This window comes from Mycolicibacterium hodleri (genome assembly GCF_025822245.1).
Classification (GTDB): domain Bacteria; phylum Actinomycetota; class Actinomycetes; order Mycobacteriales; family Mycobacteriaceae; genus Mycobacterium; species Mycobacterium hodleri.
The window spans coordinates 40943-64725 of record NZ_JACKTL010000056.1 but is presented as its reverse complement, the minus strand read 5'-3'; the positions used below and the strand labels follow the sequence as shown (position 1 = coordinate 64725).

Annotated in this window: 11 protein-coding genes and 1 pseudogene; 9 read left to right on the top strand and 3 right to left on the bottom strand. The window is 68.7% G+C overall.

All coding sequences use genetic code 11. From position 1 onward, the window contains the following. Positions 1–58 precede the first annotated feature (58 nt). From mutA to H7J06_RS24025, 9 genes and pseudogenes are all read left to right on the top strand, one after another. Positions 59–1912 (top strand): methylmalonyl-CoA mutase small subunit, encoded by a 1854-nt coding sequence (gene mutA, locus H7J06_RS24065; RefSeq protein WP_264041817.1) that lies wholly within the window; start codon positions 59–61, stop codon positions 1910–1912. Between the two features lies 1 nt (position 1913). Beyond that, positions 1914–4175 carry a methylmalonyl-CoA mutase gene (gene scpA, locus H7J06_RS24060; RefSeq protein ID WP_264041816.1) on the top strand — a complete coding sequence of 754 codons (2262 nt, stop codon included), beginning with the start codon at positions 1914–1916 and terminating at the stop codon, positions 4173–4175. Next, the gene (gene meaB, locus H7J06_RS24055; protein WP_264041815.1) at positions 4176–5144 is read left to right on the top strand and encodes a methylmalonyl Co-A mutase-associated GTPase MeaB; all 969 of its coding nucleotides are present in this window, start codon (positions 4176–4178) and stop codon (positions 5142–5144) included. Between the two features lie 99 nt (positions 5145–5243). Continuing rightward, entirely contained in the window at positions 5244–6509 is a 1266-nt protein-coding gene (gene lipL, locus H7J06_RS24050) for an esterase/beta-lactamase LipL (protein ID WP_264041813.1), read from the top strand. Positions 6510–7342: 833 nt separating this feature from the next. Next, positions 7343–13607, top strand: a pseudogene (pks2, locus tag H7J06_RS24045) (sulfolipid-1 biosynthesis phthioceranic/hydroxyphthioceranic acid synthase). Positions 13608–13666: 59 nt separating this feature from the next. Continuing rightward, positions 13667–15157 (top strand): condensation domain-containing protein, encoded by a 1491-nt coding sequence (locus H7J06_RS24040; protein ID WP_264041812.1) that lies wholly within the window; start codon positions 13667–13669, stop codon positions 15155–15157. A 6-nt stretch (positions 15158–15163) separates the two neighbouring features. Next, complete coding sequence (locus tag H7J06_RS24035; protein WP_264041811.1) at positions 15164–16525, top strand: hypothetical protein; 1362 nt, start codon at positions 15164–15166, stop codon at positions 16523–16525. After that, on the top strand, positions 16522–17853 hold the full coding sequence (locus tag H7J06_RS24030) for a hypothetical protein (protein WP_264041810.1): 1332 nt from the start codon (positions 16522–16524) through the stop codon (positions 17851–17853). The genes H7J06_RS24035 and H7J06_RS24030 overlap by 4 nt, the downstream gene beginning before the upstream one ends. A gap of 237 nt (positions 17854–18090) precedes the next feature. Next, complete coding sequence (locus H7J06_RS24025) at positions 18091–21300, top strand: MMPL/RND family transporter (RefSeq protein ID WP_264041809.1); 3210 nt, start codon at positions 18091–18093, stop codon at positions 21298–21300. A gap of 13 nt (positions 21301–21313) precedes the next feature. Here H7J06_RS24025 and H7J06_RS24020 read toward each other — a convergent pair whose 3' ends face one another. The 3 genes from H7J06_RS24020 to H7J06_RS24010 are packed head-to-tail and all read right to left on the bottom strand — an operon-like array spanning position 21314 to position 23783. After that, the gene (locus H7J06_RS24020; protein WP_264041808.1) at positions 21314–22105 is read right to left on the bottom strand and encodes an ABC transporter permease; all 792 of its coding nucleotides are present in this window, start codon (positions 22103–22105) and stop codon (positions 21314–21316) included. Further along, a complete protein-coding gene (locus H7J06_RS24015) occupies positions 22102–22857 on the bottom strand; it encodes an ABC transporter permease (protein WP_264041807.1) in 756 nt (251 codons plus the stop codon). The genes H7J06_RS24020 and H7J06_RS24015 overlap by 4 nt, the downstream gene beginning before the upstream one ends. Beyond that, positions 22854–23783, bottom strand: a complete 930-nt coding sequence (locus tag H7J06_RS24010) for an efflux ABC transporter ATPase subunit, DrrA-related (RefSeq protein ID WP_264041804.1) — start codon at positions 23781–23783, stop codon at positions 22854–22856. The genes H7J06_RS24015 and H7J06_RS24010 overlap by 4 nt, the downstream gene beginning before the upstream one ends.

Sequence of the window (23783 nt, the reverse complement as noted above, 5' to 3'; positions counted from 1 at the left end):
TGTCAAGTCACACGCTGCATCAAGGTCGATGACAGGGGAGTCAACAGTGTCCGAACAGGTGTCCAGTTCGAGACTCGGCGTCGTCGAGTCCGACCGTGATCAGTGGCGCGCTGCCGTTGCCGGGGTGTTGGCCAAGAGCAGCCGCAAGGATCCCGCCGACCTGGGCGCCGAACCCGAGCGGCTTCTGGACTCACCCACCTACGAGGGCTTTCCCGTCCGCCCGCTGTACACCGCCCTCGACGCGCTCCCCGAGCCCTCGCTGCCGGGTCACTGGCCCTACGTGCGAGGCGGTGACGCCCGTCGCGACGTCACCTCGGGATGGAAGGTTGCCGAGTCGTTCCCGATCGCCGGGCAACCGGCGGTCTCCGACGGCAACGACGCCGTGCTGAGCGCGCTCGTCGACGGGGTGAGCGCGCTGGTGCTGCGGGTCGGCGGGGCGAACGAGGTCCCCGTGGCCGAGCTCGACCGGCTGCTCGAGGGAGTGTTCCTCGACCTGGTTCCGGTGATCCTGGAGGCCGGCGCGGACTACGTCGCCGCCGCCCAGGCCGTGCTGGCACTGGTGTCCGGCTTCGACGGCGACGCGCGCCGGAGCCTGTCGGTCGACCTCGGCGCCGATCCGCTGACGGCCGTGCTAGCCGACCGCGACGCGCCGACCGTCGACGAGGTGGTGACGACCGCCGCCACGCTGACCGACTTCGGCGGTGGCGTGCGGGCCGTGACCGTCGACGGGGCCGGTCTGCACGACCTCGGCGCCAGCGCGTCGTGGGAGCTCGCCGGGGCCGTCGCCGCCGGGGTGTCCTACCTTCGCCTGCTGTGCGACGGCGGTGTCTCCGCCCCAGATGCGCTCGCGCAGATCGCGTTCCGCTACGGCGCCGACGACGACCAGTTCATGACCATCGCCAAGTTGCGGGCCGCCCGGCAACTCTGGGCCAGGGTGGCCGAGGTCGTGGGACATCCCGAGGCGGGCGCGGCGACGATTCATGCCGTCACCTCGCGAGCCATGATGGCCCAGCGCGACCCCTGGGTGAACATGCTGCGCACCACGCTCGCCGCCTTCGGCGCGGGGGTGGGCGGGGCCGACACCGTCCAGGTGCACGAGTTCGACAGCTCCATCCCCGGTGGATTGCCTGCGGTGGCACGGACTTTCGCGCGTCGAATGGCACGCAACACCCAACTTCTGCTGCTGGAGGAGTCGCACCTCGGCCGCGTGCTCGACCCGGCCGCCGGCTCCTGGTTCGTCGAGGACCTGACCCGCCGGCTCACCGAAGAGGCCTGGCGACACTTCCAGGACGTCGAGGCCCGAGGCGGATTCGTCGACGCCCGCGACCACGTCGCCACCCAGATCGGCCTGGTCCGCGACGCCAGGAGCGACGACGTCGCACACCGGCGCACCGCGCTGACCGGGGTCAACGAATATCCCAATCTCGCCGAAGCACCGCTCCCGCCATCCGACTCGACGTCGTCGGTGGCGCGCTACGCCGCGGGTTTCGAGGCCCTGCGTGACCGGTCGGACGCCCACCTGGCCGCCCACGGCGCCCGGCCGCAGGCACTGCTGCTCCCGGTGGGACCGCTGGCCGAACACAACGTTCGCACCTCCTTCGCCGCCAACCTGCTGGCCTCCGGGGGAGTCGAGACCGTCAACCCCGGCACGGTGAGCGCGGCCGGCGTGGCCCAGGCCGTCACCGAGGCCGGGGAGCCGGCCGCCGTGGTGATCTGCGGAACGGACGCGCGCTACGCCGAGGAGGCATCCGAGGTGGTGCGCGCCGCGCGCGACGCCGGCGTCGCCCACGTCTACCTGGCCGGACCGGCAACGGCCGTCGCCGACGCGACCGACCCACCCGACGAATACCTCACCGCCAAGATCGACGCGATCGACGCGCTGTCGACGCTGCTCACACGATTGGGGGCCTGACATGACGGCTTTGGAGCCCAGGATCGTCAACTTCGCCGACGTCCCCCTGCACGGTGACGTGACCCCGGCCGCGCCGACCCACGAGGACGTCGACCAACTGGTGTCCGCCGCGGCGGCCGCGCACGGTTACACCGCCGATCAGCTCGACTGGCTGACCCCGGAGGGCGTCGAGGTCAAACCGGTCTACGTCGCCGCCGATCGGGACGCCGTCGTCGAGGCCGGCTACCCACTCGAGAGCTTTCCCGGTGCACCGCCGTTCGTGCGCGGCCCGTACCCGACGATGTACGTCAACCAGCCGTGGACCATCCGGCAGTACGCCGGCTTCTCCACCGCTGCCGAGTCCAACGCCTTCTACCGGCGCAACCTCGCCGCGGGACAGAAGGGGTTGTCGGTCGCGTTCGACCTGGCGACCCACCGCGGCTACGACTCCGACCACCCCCGGGTGGCGGGCGACGTCGGCATGGCCGGGGTGGCCATCGACTCGATCCTCGACATGCGACAGCTGTTCGACGGCATCGACCTGTCGACGGTGTCGGTGTCGATGACCATGAACGGCGCCGTCCTGCCGATTCTGGCGCTGTACGTCGCCGCCGCCGAGGAGCAGGGCGTGCCGCCGGAGAAGCTGGCGGGGACCATCCAGAACGACATCCTCAAGGAGTTCATGGTCCGCAACACCTACATCTATCCGCCCGAGGCGTCGATGCGGATCATCTCCGACATCTTCGGATACACCAGCGTCAAGATGCCGAAGTACAACTCGATCTCCATCTCCGGCTACCACATTCAGGAAGCCGGTGCGACGGCCGACCTGGAGCTGGCCTACACCCTCGCCGACGGCGTCGAGTACATCAAGGCGGGCCTGGACGCCGGTCTGTCCATCGACAAGTTCGCGCCGCGACTGTCCTTCTTCTGGGGCATCGGGATGAACTTCTTCATGGAGGTGGCGAAGCTGCGCGCCGGCCGCCTGCTGTGGAGCGAACTCGTCGCCCAGTTCGACCCGAAGAGCGACAAGTCACTCTCGCTGCGCACGCACTCGCAGACCTCCGGGTGGTCGTTGACGGCGCAGGACCCGTTCAACAACGTCGCCCGCACCTGCATCGAGGCCATGGCCGCCACCCAGGGGCACACCCAGTCGCTGCACACCAACGCCCTCGACGAGGCGCTCGCGCTGCCGACGGACTTCTCGGCCCGCATCGCCCGCAACACGCAGTTGCTGCTGCAGCAGGAGTCCGGCACCACCAGGCCCATCGACCCCTGGGGTGGGTCGTACTACGTGGAGTGGCTTACCCACCAGCTGGCCGAGAAGGCCCGCGCCCACATCGCCGAGGTCGCCGAGCACGGCGGCATGGCGCAAGCCATCAGCGAGGGCATCCCCAAGCTGCGCATCGAGGAGGCGGCGGCACGCACCCAGGCGCGCATCGACTCCGGGGCCCAGACCGTCATCGGCATCAACAAGTACCAGGTGGACTCCGACCAGGAAGTCGAGGTCCTCAAGGTCGAGAACAGCCGGGTGCGGGCCGAGCAGATCGCCAAGCTGGAGCAGCTGCGGGCTGACCGTGACGAGGCGGCCACCCAGGCGGCGCTGGCGGAATTGTCAAGAGCCGCAGCTGCTTCCGGCATTGCCGGTGAGGACGGCCTCGGCAACAACCTGCTGGCGCTGGCCATCGACGCCGCGCGGGCGAAGGCGACGGTGGGGGAGATCTCCGACGCCCTGGAGAAGGTCTACGGCCGCCACCAGGCCGAGATTCGCACCATCGCCGGTGTCTACCGCGACGAGGTGGGGAAGGGCCAAAACGTGCGAAACGTCTCAGCGGCAACGGAATTGGTCGAGAAGTTCGCCGAGGCCGACGGCCGTAGGCCCCGCATCCTGGTCGCCAAGATGGGCCAGGACGGGCACGACCGCGGCCAGAAGGTGATCGCCACCGCGTTCGCCGACATCGGCTTCGACGTCGACGTCGGCTCGCTGTTCTCCACTCCCGACGAGGTCGCCCGTCAGGCGGTCGACAACGACGTGCACGTCGTCGGGGTGTCCTCGCTGGCGGCGGGCCACCTCACGCTGGTCCCGGCGCTACGTGACGCCCTCGCCGAGGCCGGCAGGCCCGACATCATGGTCGTGGTCGGCGGGGTGATCCCACCGGGCGACTTCGACGAGCTGTACGCCGCGGGCGCCACCGCCATCTTCCCGCCGGGCACCGTCATCGCCGACGCCGCGATCGGTCTGTTGCAGAAGCTGGCCGAGCGGCTGGGATACGACCTCCCGTAGATGGACCCCTCCGAGCTCGCCTCCGCCATCCGCGGCGGGGATCGATCCGCGCTGCCACGGGCGATCACGCTCGTCGAGTCCACCAGGGCCGACCATCGGGAGAACGCTCAGCGGCTGCTGATGGAGCTGATGCCCGACGCGGGGAAGGCCGTGCACGTCGGCATCACGGGTGTGCCGGGGGTGGGGAAGTCGACCATCATCGAAGCGCTCGGCATGTCACTCATCGAGCAGGGCCACCGGGTGGCGGTGCTGGCCGTCGACCCGTCGTCGACGAGGACCGGCGGCTCGATCCTCGGCGACAAGACCCGGATGGCCCGGCTGGCCGTTCATCCCGACGCCTACATCCGGCCGTCGCCGACCTCGGGCACCCTCGGTGGCGTCGCCAAGGCCACTCGCGAGACGATCGTCCTGCTCGAGGCGGCCGGTTACGACGTCGTTCTGGTCGAGACCGTGGGCGTCGGCCAGTCGGAGGTGACGGTCGCCAACATGGTCGACACATTCGTCTTCCTGACCCTGGCGCGCACCGGCGACCAGCTCCAGGGCATCAAGAAGGGCGTCCTGGAACTCGCCGACGTCGTCGTGGTGAACAAGGCGGACGGGCGACATGCCACCGAGGCCAAGGCCGCCGCACGAGAGCTCAGCGGCGCGATCAGACTGCTCTATCCACGCGAGACCCTCTGGCGCCCACCGGTGCTCACCGCGAGCGCACTGGAGGGCACCGGCCTCTCGGAGCTCTGGGGCACCGTGCTGGAGCATCGCCGGGTACTGACCGAGGCGGGGGAGTTCGACGCGCGCAGAAGCCGTCAGCAGGTCGAGTGGATGTGGTCGATGGTCCGCGACGCCGTACTGGACAAGGTGTCCTCCAACGCCGGGGTGAAGGCCATCCGCGCCGACGTCGAGCAACGGGTGCGGGACGGACTGCTGACCCCGGCGCTGGCTGCCCAGCAGATCCTCGATCTCGTCTACTGAGTTGGCCGGGCGGGCCCAGGTGGAGCGAGACCGCGCGAATCGCTAACGGATCGGTAAACAGCCGTTGAGTTTGCCGGATTACCGGTAATTTCGATCATCGTGATTCATGCCATTGTCGGCGAGCGCAGCGCGGCGCTCCCGCGCAACGTCCGCGGCGAGGCGGATCCCAGTTTTGCCTGCGCGGTTCGGGCCTTCGCCCAGCTCTTCCCGGGCAAACGCTTCGGCGGAGGAGCGCTGTGCGTCTACCTCGACGGGCAACCCGTCGTCGACGTCTGGACGGGGTGGGCCGACCGGCGGGGGACCAGGCCGTGGACCGCCGACACCGGCGCGATGGTGTTCTCGGCAACGAAGGGCATGGCCTCCACGGTGATCCACCGGCTCGCCGACCGCGGTCTGATCGACTACGACGCACCGGTCGCGGAGTACTGGCCGGCGTTCGCTGCCAGGGGCAAGGGCGGGGTCACCGTGCGCGACCTGATGCGGCACCGTGCCGGGTTGTCCCAGCTCAACGGTGTTAGCGGGGCCGACATGATGGATCACCTCCTAATGGAGGAACGGATGGCCGCGGCCCCGATGGGATGGCTCAAGGGCAAACCGTCGTATCACGCGCTGACCTATGGCTGGCTGATGTCGGGCTTGGCGCGTGCCGTCACCGGACGTGGAATGCGGGAGCTGTTCCGGACGGAGCTCGCCGAGCCGCTGGACGTCGACGGCATCCACCTCGGCAGGCCGCCGGCCGACGCGCCGACCCAGCCGGCTCGAATCATCGGACCGCAGAGCAGGTTTCAGAATCCGGTCGTCAACCTGGTGACGCCGCGGATCGCGGCGCTGCCGTTCTCCGGCGGCTTGGGGTCGATGTACTTCCCCGGCATGAAGTCGACCGTGCAGGGCGACATGTCGTTGCTCGACACCGAGTTGCCGGCCGCCAACGGCGTCGCGACTGCCAGGGCGCTGGCCCGGATGTACGGGGCCATCGCCCACGGTGGCCAGCTGGACGGCGCGGGGTTCCTGTCGTCGGAGCTGGTGGCCTCGCTCAGCGGCCCGCCGAGCCTGCATCTGGACGGCGGCCTCATCATGCCGCTGTCGTTCCATCTCGGATACCACGGCCTGCCGCTGGGGGGCATCCTGCCCGGATTTGGCCATGTTGGCCTGGGCGGCTCGCTGGGTTGGGCCGACCCCCGCAGCGGCCTGGCCTTCGGTTTCGTCCACAATCGGCTGCTGACCCCGATGCTGGTGAGTGACCAGGCGGGGTTCGTGGCGACCGCCGCCTTGATCAGAAGAGGTGTTTTCCGAGCCCGCAGGGACGGGTATAACACCGTCACCAAGCTGGGCGCTTCATTCTCCAGGCTCTCCGCGGCGGTTTAACTCCGTCGGGCAGTTGAGTTGTTCACTAATTTTCGCCCGGCCCTCGAGAGGGGCTAACGTGCCGACAACGCGTGTTGTCCGACTACTTGCTCTGTGGCGTAACCGTTTTGGGCTGAGCCGGCGCGCTAGGCGCCAGAATGGGCTTGGTATTTGACGCGCGCGTCGAGCAATGTTGCCAGAGTGACGGCAGGTGCCCCTGTCGCTATCGGGCTCGGGATTGCCAGCGCGACGACTGCGGAAGGGGGTCAGGTGGTCCGAACGGCCGTCGACGGGGGACCGGAAGAGCGCGTGGACTCCCAGCCGGGGTGCGTCGACGAGGCCTCGAGCAGCACGTATGAACGGAAGATGAATCACGCGTGACGAAGTCTGACGACAGTGACAACGTCGATGGTCGAATTCGGGTGCCGAGACAAAATATTTGCCAGAAACATCGGCGGCGAAACGTGACGAACGTGGTGAAGTGGTCGCCAGAAACGATCATCCGCGTCAATTTTCGGCGTTTCTGCAGCGTATGCGCCTAAACGAGGTTGTTGGGACGAATAGGTAGCTGTCGGTGTAGTGTCCCGACCGAAGAATGTTGAAGTGGAAAGGGGGGTAACGGATTTGCCGAGTTTTTCGTACTAATGGTTCGTACTAAAAGTTCGGTTTGCTGGTCCGGAACTCCTTATCAATACTCAACCCCAGGTGCAAATGGAAAGGTCACGCAACTGATCCACAGCGCCGAAGGACCGACGTCTTCATGCAGCACAACCGGGTCGGGAGCCTTGGTTCGTTCGTTGGAGAGGGTGAAGTAAGTGGCAGAGACACCGGTCTCCCCAATAGCCGTGATCGGCATGGGGTGCCGTCTTCCCGGTGGCATCGACTCGCCAGCGGGTCTGTGGGCTGCGTTGTTGCGCGGCGTCAACGCGGTGACGACGGTTCCGCTGGATCGCTGGGACGCCGAGGAGTACTTCGACCCGGAGCCCGGTGTGCCAGGACGGTCCGTCTCCAAGTGGGGCGCGTTCATCGACGACGTCGCCGGATTCGACGCCGACTTCTTCAACATCAACGAGCGCGAAGCGATCGCGATCGACCCCCAGCAGCGCCTCCTCCTGGAGACCGCGTGGGAAGCCGTCGAACACGCAGGCATCGACCCCGCGACCATCGCGAGCTCGCTGACCGGCGTCTTCATGGGGATGACCCACCAGGACTATCAACTGCTCGCCGCCGACGCCAACGCCGTCGAGGGTCCGTACGGATTCACCGGCAGCAACTTCAGCTTGGCCTCGGGGCGCATCGCCTACCACCTCGGCGTGCACGGTCCCGCGTTCACCGTCGACTCGGCCTGCTCGTCGAGCTTGCTCGCCGTGCACATGGCGTGCCGCAGCCTGGACGACCGCGAGAGCGACATGGCCCTGGCCGGCGGCGTCTCCATCATGCTGGAACCCCGCAAGATGTCCTCCGGCTCTGCGCAGGGCATGTTGTCCGCTACTGGCACCTGCCACGCCTTCGACGTGCACGCGGACGGCTTCGTCTCCGGCGAGGCGTCCGCAGTGCTGATGCTCAAGCGCCTCGACGACGCGCTCGCCGACGGTGACAACGTGTTGGCAGTCATCCGCGGGACGGCGGCCAACCAGGACGGTCACACGGTCAACATCGCCACCCCGTCGCGGGACGCGCAGACCAAGGTCTACGAGGCAGCCCTGGCGGCGGGTCACGTCGACCCCGCCACCATCGGCATGGTCGAGGCTCACGGCACCGGAACGCCGGTCGGCGACCCGATCGAATTCGCCAGCCTGGCGGCCGTCTACGGCAAGTCCGGGCCGGTTGCGCTCGGATCGGTGAAGACCAACTTCGGGCACGGCCAGTCCGCGTCGGGCGCGGTCGGGCTGATGAAGGCGATTCTGTCGCTGCAACACGGCGTGGTTCCGAAGAACCTGCACTTCACCGAGATGCCGGACGAGATCGCCAGCATCGAGTCCAACCTCTTCATCCCCATTGAGGAAACCCCGTGGCCGGTCGAGGGCGACCACCCGCGGCGCGCCGCCGTGTCGTCCTACGGCCTGTCCGGAACGAACGTGCACGCCGTCCTCGAGCAGGCACCCGCCGCCCAGGCGACCCGCACCGTCGACTCGACGACGACACCCGAGCTGGCCGGTCCCACGCTGTTCCCGCTGTCCGCCACGACGCCCGAGGAGCTGCGGCGCACGGCAGGCAGGCTCGCCGACTGGATCGAGAGCCAGACCGACGAGGACTCCAAGACGGACCTGTCCGACCTCGCGTACACGCTCGCTCGCCGACGCGCTCATCGCCCCGTCCGCACGGTCGTCCTCGCGAACGATCATGCCGAGCTCGTCGCCGAACTCCGCCGCGTCGCCGACGGTGACGACCCGTACGAAGCCGCGGTCGGCAAGGGCGACCGCGGCCCGGTCTGGGTGTTCTCCGGGCATGGGTCGCAGTGGGCGGGCATGGGCTCGGCCCTGCTCGCCTCCGAACCGGTGTTCGCCAAGACCGTCGCGGAGATCGAACCTCTGATCGCCGCCGAATCCGGGTTCTCGGTCACCGAGGCCATGACCTCGGCCGACGTCGTGACCGGCATGGACAACGTGCAGCCCACCGTGTTCGCCGTTCAGGTGGCGTTGGCCGCCACGATGAAGTCCTACGGCGTCGTGCCCGGCGCGGTGATCGGCCACTCCATGGGGGAGGTCGCCGCCGCCGTCGTCTCCGAAGCGCTCTCGCTGGAGGACGGCGTCAAGGTCATCTGCCGCCGGTCCCGCCTGATGGCCACCCTCGACGGGTCCGGTGCCATGGCGTCGGTCGAACTGCCCGCCCAGCAGGTGCTGTCCGAACTCGCGGCGCGTGGCGTCAACGACGTCGTGCTCTCGGTCGTGGCCTCCCCGCAGTCCGCGGTGGTCGGTGGCGCCAAGGAGTCGGTGCGCAAGCTGGCCGCCGAATGGGAAGCACGCGGGCATCATGGCCCGCGAAATCGCCGTCGACGTCGCATCGCACTCCCCGCAGGTCGACCCGATCCTCGACGAGCTGACCGAGGCGTTGCAGGACATCGAGCCGAACGAGCCGACGGTGCCGTACTACTCGTCGACGCTGTATGACCCCCGGGACCCCGCCGACTTCGACGCGTACTACTGGGCCGACAACCTGCGGCATGCGGTCCGCTTCGCCGCCGCGGTCCAGGCCGCCCTCGAAGACGGCTACCGCGTGTTCGGGGAACTCTCGCCGCACCCGCTGCTGACCTACGCGGTGGACCAGAACGCCCGCAGCCTCGACGTCCGCCTCGCGGCCCTGGCCAGCTTGCGACGCGAGCAGGAGCTGCCCAGCGGACTCCGCGGTTTCGTTGCCGCGCTACACGGTGCCGGTGCCGCGGTCGACTACGCCGCGCTGTGGCCCGTCGGCGCGCTCGTCGACGCACCCCTGCCGACGTTCCACCACCCGCGCCTGATGCTCACCAGGGACGGCCAGGAGCAGGGCACGTCCACCCTTGCCGTCCATCCGCTGCTCGGTGCGCACGTTCGGCTGCCCGAGGAGCCGGAACGCCACGTGTGGCAGTCCGACGTCGGCACCGACGCCCAGCCGTGGCTCGCCGACCACCAGGTGCACGGCGTCGCCGCCCTGCCCGGCACGGCGTACTGCGAGATGGCCATCGCGGCGGCCCGCACCGTCTTCGGCGACGCGTCCGAAGCCCGCGACATCGTGTTCGAGGAGCTGCTGCTGCTCGAGTCCGAGACGCCGATCTCGGCGGTGGCCTCGCTCACCGCGGACGGCATGACCGACTTCCAGGTGACCACCCGACTCGAGGGCGAGGAGATCCGGCGGGCCACCGCCGTGCTGCACACCGCCGAAGACTCCGCCGACCCAGCCACCTACGACGTCGCCGCACTCCGGGCCGAGCACCCCGTGGAACTCAGCGGGGCCGAGATGCGCGACTGGTACGACGCCAGAGGCATCCAGTACGGACCGGCGTTCACGGGTCTCGTGGCCGCGCACACCACCCAGGGCCCCGGCGGCTCCGTGTTCGCCGAGGTGGCGCTGCCCGGCTCCATCCGGTCGCAGCAGGGCGCCTACGGGATCCACCCCGCGCTGCTGGACGTCTGCTTCCAGGCCGTGGGTGCGCACCCCGACCTCCACACCGACGCCACCGGCACGCTGATGCTGCCGCTCGGGGTGCGGCGGCTGCGGGCGCATGCGTCGACCCGCAACGCCCACTACTGCTACGTGCAGCTGGTGAACGCCAGTGCCGGTTCGGTCGAGGTCGACGTCGAGGTGCTCGACGAGCACGGTGCGGTCGTGCTGACCGTGGCCGGCCTTCGCCTGGGTACCGGCGTGTCGGAGCAGGGACTGCGCGACAAGCGGCTCAACGAGCGGCTGCTGACCATCGACTGGCGTCGTCAGGAACTGCCCGCCACCGACGTAGTCGGGCACGGGCACTGGATCCTGCTCAGCACGTCCGACGAGCCCGACATGCTGGCCCACCAACTCGCCGACGTGCTGAAGGCCGGCGAGGCCGACGTCACCGCGATGACGTGGACGGCCGACGGCGATCACGCCGCCTGCGCCGAGTTGCTGCGCCGGACGCTCGTCGCCCGGCCCAGCGCGGGCGTCGTGGTGATCCAGGACCCGCGGACCGCCGAGGCCGACCTGGTCGCCGACGGAGCGGACCACGTCCGTCACCTCGTCCGCGTGACCAAGGTGCTGCCCGACGTCGCCGGCGAACCGCCGCGGCTGTTCGTGCTCACCAGGGGCGCGCAGACGGTGCTCCCCGGTGAGGTGCCAAACCTCGCCCAGGGCGGCCTGCGTGGACTCGTCCGAGTCATCGGGATGGAACACCCGCGGATGCGGCCCACCCAGATCGACGTCGACGACGCCACCGACGTGAAGCTGGTCGGCGCCGAACTGCTGTCGTTGTCCGACGAGGACGAGACGGCCTGGCGCGACGGTCACTACTTCACCGCCCGCCTCAACGTCACGCCGCTGCAGCCCGAGGAACGCCACAGCACCGTGGTGCACCCCGACCGCGACGGCATGCGGCTGCAGATCCGCACCCCTGGAGACCTGCAATCGGCCGAACTGGTCAGCTACGAACGGATCCCACCGGGACCCGGCCAGATCGAAGTGGCCGTGTCGGCGTCGAACCTGAACTTCGCCGACGTCCTGGTCGCCTACGGTCGCTACCCGTCCTTCGAAGGTCGCATGCCCCAACTGGGTGCGGACTTCGCCGGCGTGGTGACGGCCGTCGGTGCGGGTGTGACCGACCACGAGATCGGTGACCGCGTCGCGGGCATCTCGGCCACCGGCGCATGGTGCACGTTCGTCACCTGCGATGCGAACCTCGCGGTTCGCATCCCCGCCGAACTGCCGGACGCCACCGCCGCCGCGGTTCCCAGCGCGCACGCCACCGCGTGGTACTCGCTGCACAACCTCGCCAGGATCAGCTCGGGCGACAAGGTGCTGATCCATTCCGCCACCGGCGGCGTCGGTCAGGCCGCCGTGGCCATCGCACAGGCCGCCGGGGCAGAGATCTACGCCACCGCCGGCAGCCCGGATCGTCGGAAGATGCTGGCCGACATGGGCGTAACGCACGTCTACGACTCGCGCAGCACCAAGTTCGCCGACGAGATCCGGCGCGACACCGACGGCTACGGGGTCGACGTCGTGCTGAACTCGTTGCCCGGTGCGGCACAGCGGGCTGGGCTGGAGTTGCTGACCTTCGGCGGCCGGTTCGTCGAGATCGGCAAGCGCGACATCTACGGCGACACCAAGATGGGGCTGTTCCCGTTCCGCCGGAACCTGTCGTTCTACGCGGTGGACCTCGCCCTGCTGACCCTCGTCGCACCGGACACGCTGCGGAGCCTTCTCGAGGTCGTCTACCAGCAGATCGCCGACGGCGTGCTGCCGCCACCGCAGACCACGCACTACCCGTTGGCCAACGGCGCCAACGCGATTCGCGCGATGGGTGCCGCCGAACACACCGGCAAGCTGGTGCTCGACGTACCGCGCACGGGTCAGTTCGCCGCCGTCGTGCCCGCCGACCGGGCGCCGGCGTTCCGCTCCGACGGCGCGTACGTCGTCACCGGCGGACTGGGCGGCCTCGGACTGTTCCTTGCCGAGAAGATGGCGGCGGCCGGTTGTGGCCGCATCATCCTCAACGGTCGGTCGGCGCCGAAGCCGGAGACGCAGCGCGTCATCGAGCGGCTCCGCAAGTCGGGCACCGAGGTCGAGGTCGAACTCGGCGACGTGTCCGAAGCGGCGACGGCGGCCCGAATGGTCGCCGCGGCGACCGCGACGGGGATCCCGCTGCGCGGCGTGCTGCATGCCGCCGCGGTCATCGAGGACGCCACGCTCGGGAACATCACCGACGAACTGATCGACCGGGACTGGGCGCCCAAGGCGATGGGCGCATGGCGACTTCACGAAGCCACCGCCACCGCGTCACTGGACTGGTTCTGCTGCTTCTCGTCGGCCGCCGCCATGGTGGGTTCGCCGGGACAGGGCGCCTATGCAGCCGCCAACAGCTGGCTGGACTCCTTCGCGCGGTGGCGCCGCGCCCAGGACCTGCCCGCCCAGGTGGTGGCGTGGGGGGCGTGGGCGCAGATCGGCGCCGGCCAGGCCATGGCCGACAACGAGGGCATGGCCATTGCCCCCGAGGACGGTGCGTACGCCTTCGACACCCTGATGCGTCACACCCGGGTGTACAGCGGCTACGCCCCGGTGGCAGGCGCGGCGTGGCTGACCGCGTTCGCGCAGACCAGTCCGTTCGCCGAGGCGTTCGCGTCGATGGGCCAGGACCGGACGGGGTCGAGCGAGTTCCTCGAGGAGCTGCGGCTGCTGCCGCGCGAGGAGTGGGCCGCCCGAGTCCGCCGCCTGATCTCGGAGGAGATGAGCCTGATTCTGCGGCGTTCGGTCGACGCGGACCGGCCGCTGTCGGAGTACGGCCTAGACTCCCTCGGGACGTTGGAGTTGCGCACCCGGCTGGAGTCCGAGACCGGCGTGCGGATCGGCTCGACCGACGTCACCACGGTGCGCGGTCTCGCCGAGCGACTCAGTGAGATGATCGCCGTGGATCTCGACGTCGACTCCGCCGCTGCTCCGGCGGTGTCGCCATGACCATCGAATCAGCGCCGATGACGTCGCTCACCGAAGTTTCAGGACCAGGGGAGAGATAGATGGTTGCGATCAAGGCGATCCATGACTGGATCGGGGCATCCGGTGACGTGGTGTCCTGGCACCCGTCGCCCGCCAGCCGGGCCAAGGTGATGAACGCTCCGGTGAGTGCCGTGCCGCCCAGCTATCAGCAGGCTCAGCACATTCGCGGCTACCTGGACCACCTGTCCAAGGGCAGCGACATGGCGCGGCTCAACATCCCCGCGTGGGACATGCCGGGCCAGTGTGACCTTCGCGCGATGTCTCACGTCATTACCGCGTACCTGCGCCGCCACGACACCTACCACAGCTGGTTCGAGATGGCCGACGACGGCCAGATCGTGCGCCGGACCGTGGCCAACCCGCGTGACATCGCGTTCGTGCCCACCAAGTACGGCGAGATGACGGCGAACGAGTGGCGCGAGCACGTGCTCGGCACGCCCAATCCGCTGCAGTGGGATTGCTTCTCGTTCGGCATCATTCAGCGCGCCGACCACTTCACCTTCTACATCAGCGTCGACCACGTGCACACCGACGCGATGTTCATGGGTCTGGTGCTCGTCGAGATCCACATGATGTACGCGGCCCTGGTCAGCGGAGCGGGTCCGATCCCGCTTCCCGCGGCGGGCAGCTACGACGAGTACTGCGTCCGGCAGAACGCGCTGCTGTCCGGCCTGACGCTGGAGTCGCCGGAGGTGCGGGAGTGGATCCGCTTCGCGGAGTGCAACGACGGCACGCTGCCGCACTTTCCGTTCCCGCTCGGCGATCCGCCGTGGTCCAAGACCGGTGACCTGGTGACGGTGCGGCTGCTGGACAAGCAGCAGTCGGACCGGTTCGAGGCCGCCTGCACCGCGGCCGGTGCTCGCTTCATCGGTGGCGTCTTCGCGTGCGCGGCCATGGCGCAGGAGGCGCTCACGGGTTCGACGGACTACCACGTGATCACGCCGACCACGACGCGGTCGACGCCCGAGGAGTTCCAGACGACCGGGTGGTTCACGGGCGTGGTTCCCGTCTCGGTGGCCGTCGACCCCACGTCCTTCGGCGACACCGCCCGCGCGGCGCAACGCTCGTTCGACGGTCGGATGTCGTTGGGCCCCATCCCCTTCGACCGCGTGCTCGAACTGGCCGACGGGAAGCACGGGCTGCGCGCGCCGGACCCCGGGGTGCCGATGGTGTCGTTCCTCGACGCCGGTCTGCCGCCGCTCTCGCCGAGCATCATCGCCGAATGGGAGCGGATGAACGGCAGGGTCTTCAGCGACGCCCGCTCCGCCTACCAAATCGGGTTGTGGGTCAACCGCGGCGAGCGGGAGACCTCGGTGACCGTGGCGTTCCCGGACAACCCCATCGCCCGGGAGTCCGTGGACCGCTACCTGGCGGCCATGGTCGCGGTGTACCTGAGCGTCGCCGACGGTGCGATGGCAGCACCCAGTCGTGGTCACGTGCGGCACGGGGAGGCACTGCACCGCAACGCCGTTCGCGATCGTGAGCCGCTGTTGCCGATGGCCAAGGGCTGACCCCGGGTGCCGACGGAGACTCGGCCGGGCACCGACTCCCTGCTCGACCACGTCGACCAGGCGCTGTTCCTCGGTCTGCGCGCCACCGGACAGTCCGCCGCCATGCAAATGGTCTGGGTCTACGAGGACGCCCCGAACTGGGATGAACTGCGGCGCTCTCACCAGGACTTCGGATTCGGCCTGGCCGGCAGGCTGATCGAGCCGTCGGTGCTGCCGTTCGGCCGGCACCGCTGGGTGTCGTCGCTGGGGCCCGCCGCCCCGCTGGACGTGGCGGTCACGCCCCGGCCACGGGCCGAGCTCAGCGACTGGATCGACGAACGGGCGCAGCTGCCGATCGACCCGGAGCATGGCCCCGCCTGGCACATGGCCGTGCAGCCGCTGACCGACGGGTCGACCGCGGTCACCCTGGTCGGTTCCCACTGCATCGGCGACGGCGGGGCGGCCTTCCTGTCGGTCTTCGAAGCCGTCATGGGTGCCCGCCGCGACCTGGGTTATCCGTTGCCCAGGTCACGCACCCGGCGCCAGGCCTTGCTTGCCGACACCCGTCAGACGGTGCGCGACCTCCCCGAGCTGGGGCGGACCCTGGTCGCCGCGGCCAAGTTCCTCCGGGCCAAGCGGAAGACTTCGGACGCACCCCCGTCGGCGCCGAAGCGCGCCGCGGTGAGCCGTCCGGGCGAGACGGTGATCGTGCCCGCCATCTCGGCGTTCGTCGACCTGGCGAAGTGGGATGCACGCGCGGAAGCGCTTGGTGGCAACGGCCATTCACTGCAGGCCGGTCTCGCGGCCCGGCTCGCGGTACACCAGGGCCGGGCGCTGGCCGCCGACGGCACGGTCGGGCTGATCGTTCCGATCAACGACCGCACCCTGGAGGACACCAGGGCCAACGCGGTCAAGTTGGCGTACGTCCGCGTCGACCCGACGCACGTCGCCAAGGATCTGACCGACACCCGCACCGCGGTGCGCGAGGCGCTCAAGGTGATGCGGGAGAAGCCGGACGAGGCGTTGGCCCTGCTGCCGCTGAACCCGTTCGTGCCCAAGGTGGCCGTTCGGCACAGCGCGGACCTGGCGTTCGGCTTCACCGACCAACCGGTGTCCAGTTCCAACGTCGGCGACCTGCCCATCCAGGTCGCCAGCCCAGGCGGCGCTCCGGCGCAGCAGGTGATGCTGCGCGGCATCGACCAACGCATCACCCGTGGCGTGCTCGAAGAGCGCAGCGGGCTGTTGACCGTCGTGTCGGGACGGCTGAACGGCAAGGTCACGATCACCGTCGTCGGCTACCAACCCGGTGCCGAGAACACCAAGCAGGCGTTGCGCGACCGGTTGGCCGCGGTCTTCGAGGAATTCGAACTCACCGCGGTGATCGTGTGAGCGACCGGTTGGCCTACATCGACCAGGCGACGTTCCTGTCGATGCAGGCGACCGGCCGCTCCCAGTTGGTCCAGTACGTGTGGGTCTACACCCATCCGGTCGACATGCAGCGGTTGCGGCGCTTTCACCGAAACGTCGGGCACGGATTTGCCGGACGCCTCGTCGAACCGTCGATTCTGCCGTTCGGACGGCATCGGTGGGTTGCCGCAACCGGGCCGGCGGCACCCCTCGACGTCGACGACGCGCGCGCTCCCGGCGAGCTGGGCACGTGGCTCGACGAGCGGTCCCAGCTCCGAGTCGACCCGGTCCGCGGACCGGGATGGCACCTGGGCGTGCTGCCGATGACCGACGGTACGACGGCGGTGACCCTGGTGGCGTCGCACTGCCTGCTGGACCACGGGGCCTCGGTCAGCACCGTGGTCGACGCCGTCGGCGACGCGCCGCGCGACTTCGGCTACCGCTTGCCACGATCCCGGACGCGGCGGGCTGCACTGGCCTCAGACGCCCGCCAGGTGGCGCGCGACCTGCCCGACTTCGGGCGCACCGTGATCACCGCGGCGAAGTACGCATACCGGAGCCGGAAACAGATCTCGGCGTCGAGCGCAGCCCGGCCGCAGGCGGCGCCCGAGGGGCCGGACGGCCCACTGGTTCTGGCCGCGGTGTCGGCGGTGGTCGACGCCGCGGACTGGGACGCCCGTGCCGGTGATCTGGGTGGCACCGGATACTCGCTACTGGCCGGCTTCGGGGCCGTACTGGGGGAGCGGATGGGCCGGGCGCGACCGTCCGACGGCGCCGTCACGCTGCTCATCGCGTTGAGCGATCGCGGGGGGCCGGAGGATCGGCGCGGCAACGCCATGCAGATTGCCACGGCGACCGTCGATCCCACCTCCGCGACTGGGGACCTGACGGTAGCCAGATCGGCTGTGCGAGAAGCGTTTTCCGCGGTCCGCGAGGGCGTCGACGACAAGCACGCCCTGCTGCCCATCACGCCGTTCGTGCCGACGCGAGCCGTGCGGCGCACGGCCGAGGTCATCTTCGGCGATCTTCCGGTGTCGTGCTCCAATCTCGGAGAGATCCCCGCCGCGATGGCTCGCGCCGACGGGACCGACGCCGAGTTCATGCTGTTCCGCCCCGTCGACCAGGGCGTCACCCGGGCCGCCCTCGAGCGGGCCGGCGGCCAACTCGTCGTGGCGGCCGGACGCGTCACCGGCAACGTGTCGCTCAACGTCGTGGGTTACGAAGTGGGCGCGGACAACACCCGGGAGTGGTTGGCCGACAAGGTCGTCCGCACGCTCGCCGACTTCGGCCTCAAGGGCACCGTCATCTAGGCGCGGCCAGCGTCTCGCTCACCTCCGCCCGCTCCTCGCAGTTCTCCCGCGACGTCGAATCTCGTCGACCGCGAAGCGGTCGATCGGTACGAAACGTGTTGGTTTTCCGACGATCTGCCGGTTTTGCCCGCAGCGCACACGGTGGGTGCACGTGGGTCCTCAGAACGTCGCCGCGAGTGCGCTGGACGCCGCCGTCGGCTGGACCGGCACCGTTGCTGGCCGGTGTAACCTCACATGATGTTCACCCGCGGCGATACTCGTGGCGTCTCGGTGCACGAAGTGTTCGAGGCGCTGGGTCGATTCGTCGTCCGGCGCCCCATCGCGATCATCGTCTTCTGGTTGGCTCTGGTCGGCACGCTGTTCCTGTTGATCAGTCCGCTGTTCGTCGTCGCGCAGAGGAACCCGCCGGATCTGCTGCCGAAGGACTCGCCGATCCTCGCCGCGGGCGACCACATGAAGAACGCCTTCAAGGAGGCCGACGGCGGCAACGTCGCCGTCGTCGTCCTGTCGAGTGACGGCGAACTGACGTCGGCCGACGAGGACGTCTATCGGAAATTGGTGGCCGCGCTTCGCGCCGACACCGAGAGCGTCAAGTCGACCCAGGACTTCGTCACCATCCCCGAACTCCGCGACGCGATGACGAGCAAGGACAAGCACGCCTGGACGCTGCCGATCAGCCTGGAAGGCGCCATGGGCTCCGGGCCGGGTCAGGCGGCCTACAGCAAGGCCCTCGACACGGTGGAGGAGGTCACCAAGGATTCGTCCCTCAAGGTCAACGTCGTGGGTGCGTCGGCGACGTTCGAGGACCTGAACAAGCTCGGTGAACACGACCAGACGATCATCGAGCTCTCGACCGTGATCACCATCTTCACCATCCTGGTCATCGTCTATCGCAACCTGGTCGCGATGTTGATGCCGCTGATCACCATCGGCGTGTCGATGGGCGTCGCACAACAGGTGGTCGCCGGACTCGGTGAACTGGGCCTGCCGATCGGTCCGCAGACCATCGTGCTGATGACGGGCATGTTGATGGGCGCCGGCACCGACTACGCGGTGTTCCTGTTCAGCAGATACCAGGAGTGTCTGCGGCGGGGGATGGCCTCCGACGATGCCGTGGTGTACGCGCTGGCGACCATCGGCGAGGTGATCGCGGGCTCGGCCGCGACGGTCGCGCTGACATTCATGGGTCTGTCGTTCGCGACGCTGGCGGTCTTCTTGACCGTCGGGCCCTCGTTGGCCGTCACGATCCTCATCGCGGTGCTTGCGGCCATGACGTTGCTACCCGCTCTCATGGTGCTCGCCGGCCGGCGGGGATGGGTCAAGCCGCGCAAGGACATCACCGGGCGGTTTTGGCGCACCTCGGCCGTGCGCATCGTGCGACGGCCCCGGGCCTTCCTTGCCGCCAGCCTCGTCATCCTGCTTGCCCTCGCCGGCTGCGCGACGCTGATCAAGTACAACTACGACGACCGCAAGAATCTCCCCGACGACGCGCCCAGCAACCAGGGTTACGACGCGCTCGTCAAGCACTTTCCCGTCAGCACCACCATGCAGCAGTTCATCCAGATCTACGCGCCCAACGTCGACCTTCGGTCGCCCAAGTCCCTGGCCGACCTCGAGCAGATGGCCACCCGCATCAGCCAGGTCCCTGGCATCGACTCGGTGCGTGGCATCACCAGGCCCAACGGCGAGATGCTGCAGGAAGCGAAGTCGACCTACCAGGCCGGCGAGGTGGGTGGCAAGCTCGCCGATGCGTCCGGCCTGATCGCGACCAACGACCAGAACCTCACGTTGCTGGCCAACGGCGCGCACCAGCTGGCCGACGTCAACAACCAGATCCGCCTGCAGTTGCTCGGCTCGATGGGATCGATCCGCGAGGTCTTCAGCGGGCTCATCCAGGTCAAGGAGGCCATGGGTGACGACGTCACCTTCGACGACCTGAGCAAGCAGGCTGCCGTCTTGGCCAACATGCGGTCGGTGGGGGATTCGCTGGGCAACAGCCTGGACACCGTGACCAACGCCTACGACTCGTCGAAGTCGATGCTGGTGGTGCTCAACAGCAGCATGGCCTGCAACATCGACCCGGCCTGCGTGAGCTCGCGGGCCGAACTGCAACGCCGCGTGGACGGCTACAACCCCGGCGACATCACCTATCTGAAGGCGCTCAGTGCCGGACTGAAGGACACCAAGGGCACCGACCGGCTCGACGACGTCATCCGCAAGGTCGGTACCAATCTCGAGCGGGCCTTCGCCGGCCTGCAGCAGCTCGGGATCGAGGACGAGGGCGATCTGGACGCCAAGCTCGGCGAACTACGCCAGAACGCGAACAAGCTCGCCGACTCCAGCAAGCAGCTCGCCGACGGCGTTCAACTCCTGGTCGACCAGACCCGCAACATCGGCGGCGGCCTGGATCAAGCGTCGGGATTCCTGCTCGCGATGAAGCGCGACGCCTCCGACCCGGCGATGTCGGGGTTCTACATTCCGCCCCAGGTGCTCACGCAGAAAGAGTTCAAGAAGGCCGCGCAGCTGTTCGTCTCCGACGACGGGCACACCGTCCGGTACCTGGTCCAGACGGCGCTGAACCCGTTCGGTGCCGAGGCGATGGACCAGGTCGACCTCATCCTCAAGGCCGCCGACAGCTCCAAGCCCAACACCAGCCTCGCCGACGCGCAGATCACGATGGTCGGGTTCTCGGCGTTCCAAAACGACATCCGAAACCACTACGACCACGACTTGACCTACATCGTCATCATGACGCTGGTCGTGGTGTTCCTGATTTTGGTGGCCTTGCTCCGAGCGATCGTCGCGCCCATCTATCTGGTCATGTCGGTCGTGCTGTCATTCGTCTCGGCCATGGGAATCGGCGTCGTGTTCTTCCAGTTCATCCTGGGTCAAGACATGTACTGGAGTGTCTCGGGCATGGCGTTCCTGGTGCTCGTGGCAGTCGGCGCCGACTACAACCTGCTGCTGATATCTCGAATTCGCGACGAAGCGAAGTACGGCGTGAGGTCCGCGGTCATCAAGACCGTCGGAGCCACCGGAGGCGTCATCACCTCGGCGGGCCTGATCTTCGCCGCGTCGATGTTGGCGCTGACGGTCAGCAGCTTGTCGACGGTGGTTCAGCTCGGCTTCGTGATCGGCGTCGGTCTGCTGCTCGACACGTTCATCGTGCGGACCATCACCGTCCCGGCGGTCGCCGTCCTGATGGGCGACCGCAACTGGTGGCCGTCGAAGACGCCCCGGCAGATGATCGAGGAGAAGCGTCGGCACGCCCGGGCCGAGGCCGCGCAGGCTTACGAGGACGAGGGACCGACCGGTCCCATCCGAACCGGCGCCGTCGACTACGACGCCCACGACGACGAGGCGGACGACGCCGAGGGGGACGACGGCTATGCGGTCGCGGTGCAGACCGCCAGCCGCATCAACGCCGCGTGGCGCGACGACGAGTAGACGCGCCGCTCCGTCAGCGGGCGGACCGCGCTGCGGTGCGGTAGGAGCGCATCACGAGCATCCCGGCCACGATGGCGATCGCGACGATCCAGGCGACCGTCAGCAAAAGGGGTTGCACGGCGAAACTGCCACGCGCAAGACTCGTCATCGCCTCGATCGTGGCGGACATTGGCTGGTACCGGACCACCGGGCGAATCCACGCGGGGAAGAGCTCGAGCGGGGCCACCCCCGAGCTTGCGAACACCGCGCCGAGCGACAGTCCGTTCAACCAGTTCAGCAAAGCGAGGCTGTGACAGCGAAGGGCAATGAGGATGACCACGGTTGCGTACACCGTCACCCACAGCACCGGGATTGCCGCAAACGCCAGCGCGGCAAGGAGGCCACCGTGGAATCGCATCCCGAGCACCGTTCCGACGATCGCGATCACGACGGTCGCCACCACGGTGCGAACAGCCTCCGCCAGCAGGGTCCCGGTGAGGGCACTGGCCCGTCTGACGGGCATCACCCAGAAGCGAGCCATCAGACCGTTCTCCCGCTCCGACGGGATCGACAGGGCGGCGGCGACCGATCCCGACATGCCGCCGGCCAACGCACACATCGACACGACGGTGTCCAGGCTGTCGGTGCCCGTCAGGCGGGTCATCGACTTGCTGACGAGCATGTAGTAGACGATCAACAGAATGGTCGGGAACAACAGCGACTGCAGCGGAACCAGGGGGTTGCGCCGCCACCGCGTCATCAACCGGCCCGCGAAGACCGCACTCTCGACGGCGAGCGGAAACCGCCGGGCCTCGACGACGGTCATCCGCGCGGCCCCCGTTGCCGACCGTGGCCCGTGATCGCGAGGTATCCGAGCCCGAGCAACAGACCGACGCACCAGGCCAGCGTGATCGCCAGGTTCACCCCGTCGACGTGGCCGCTGGCGAAGCCGCGCAGGGTCTCGGTGATCTGCGAGATCGGCTGGTACTCGACGAAGGGCTGCACCCAGGTGGGGAACGACCCGACCGGCGCCATTCCCGTCGAGAGCAGCACCAGCAGCAGTTGCGGGATGAGAAGCAACTGACTGGAGGTGTCCGACCGCTTGGCGCGGGTTCCGGTGGCCTCCGCGCCGAACGACAGCGCCAGCGTCAGCGTCAGGCAGAGCGCGACGAACATGATTCCGAACGCGGGGCCGCCGTCCATCCGGAAGCCGAACGGGTAGGCCACGGCGAACGCCGCGATCAACGCGAGGGCGCCCCGGATCAGGCAGTACAGCATCCGCGCCATCATGGGCGCGTACACCGAGATGGGGAACGTCCTCAGCCGGACGCCGAACTCCGAGGCACGCTCGTGCGCCGCCAGGTCGGTGGTGTTGAGGGCGCCGAAGAGCATCGCCTGCACGACCACCGCGGGCAGCACGTACTGCGGGTAGCCGATGCCGCCGGTGTCGATGACGTTGCGCAGCCCGACGGTGAACCCGACGAAGGTCAGCACGGGCACCAGCACCGCGAACACGATGTCAAGGTTGCGGACGGAGGCCCTCACTTGGCGTTCGGTGAGCGCGACGACTGCCGTCATACCGTCAGCGTAGGACCGGTGAGATGCAGGAACACCTCGTCGAGCGACGGTTTGCGCAGCGAGATGTCCATCAATTCGACACCCAACTCTTCGAGCTTGCGGAACACCTCGCCAAGCGTGGTCACCCCGTGTGGCGCCGGCACCGACACCGTGTTGGCGGCGGTGTCGACCTCGGCGCCTTCGTAGCCGCCCAGGACCGACACCACGCGGGCCAGGTCCTCGGGGTGCAGGGGAGTGACCTGGCAGTAGCTGTGCCCCATTCGGCGCTTCAGCTCCTCGGCGGTGCCGCTCGCGATCACACGACCGGCGTCGAGGATGACGATGGAGTCGCTCAGGACGTCGGCTTCCTCGAGGTACTGGGTGGTGAGCAGCACGGTGACGTCCTGGGCGGCGAGCGAGGACACCAGCGTCCAGACGTCCCGTCGGCTGCGGGGATCGAGCCCCGTCGTCGGCTCGTCGAGGAAGAGCACCTTCGGCGGCACGATCAGGGAGACCGCGATGTCGATGCGCCGGCGCATGCCGCCCGAGTACGTGGACACCTCGCGGTCGGCGGCGTCGACGAGGTCGAAGCGTTCGATGAGTTCGTCGGCTCGGCCACCGGCCTGCTTGCGCTTCATCCCGCGCAGCCGACCGAACAGCACCAGGTTCTCGCGTCCCGTGAGGGAGCCGTCGAGGGCCGCGTCCTGACCGGTGACACCGATGCTCCGGCGCACCTGGTCGGCGTCGTCGACGACGTCGAACCCGGCGACGGTCGCCGTGCCCGTGGAGGGTTCGAGCAGGGTCGAGAGGATCTTGACGATGGTGGTCTTGCCGGCGCCGTTGTGGCCGAGCAGGCCGCACACCGAGCCCGTCGGTACCGTGAAGCTCACCTCGCGCAGCGCGGGCAGCGGGCCGAAGGTCTTGCTGACGCCGTCGACCTCGATCAC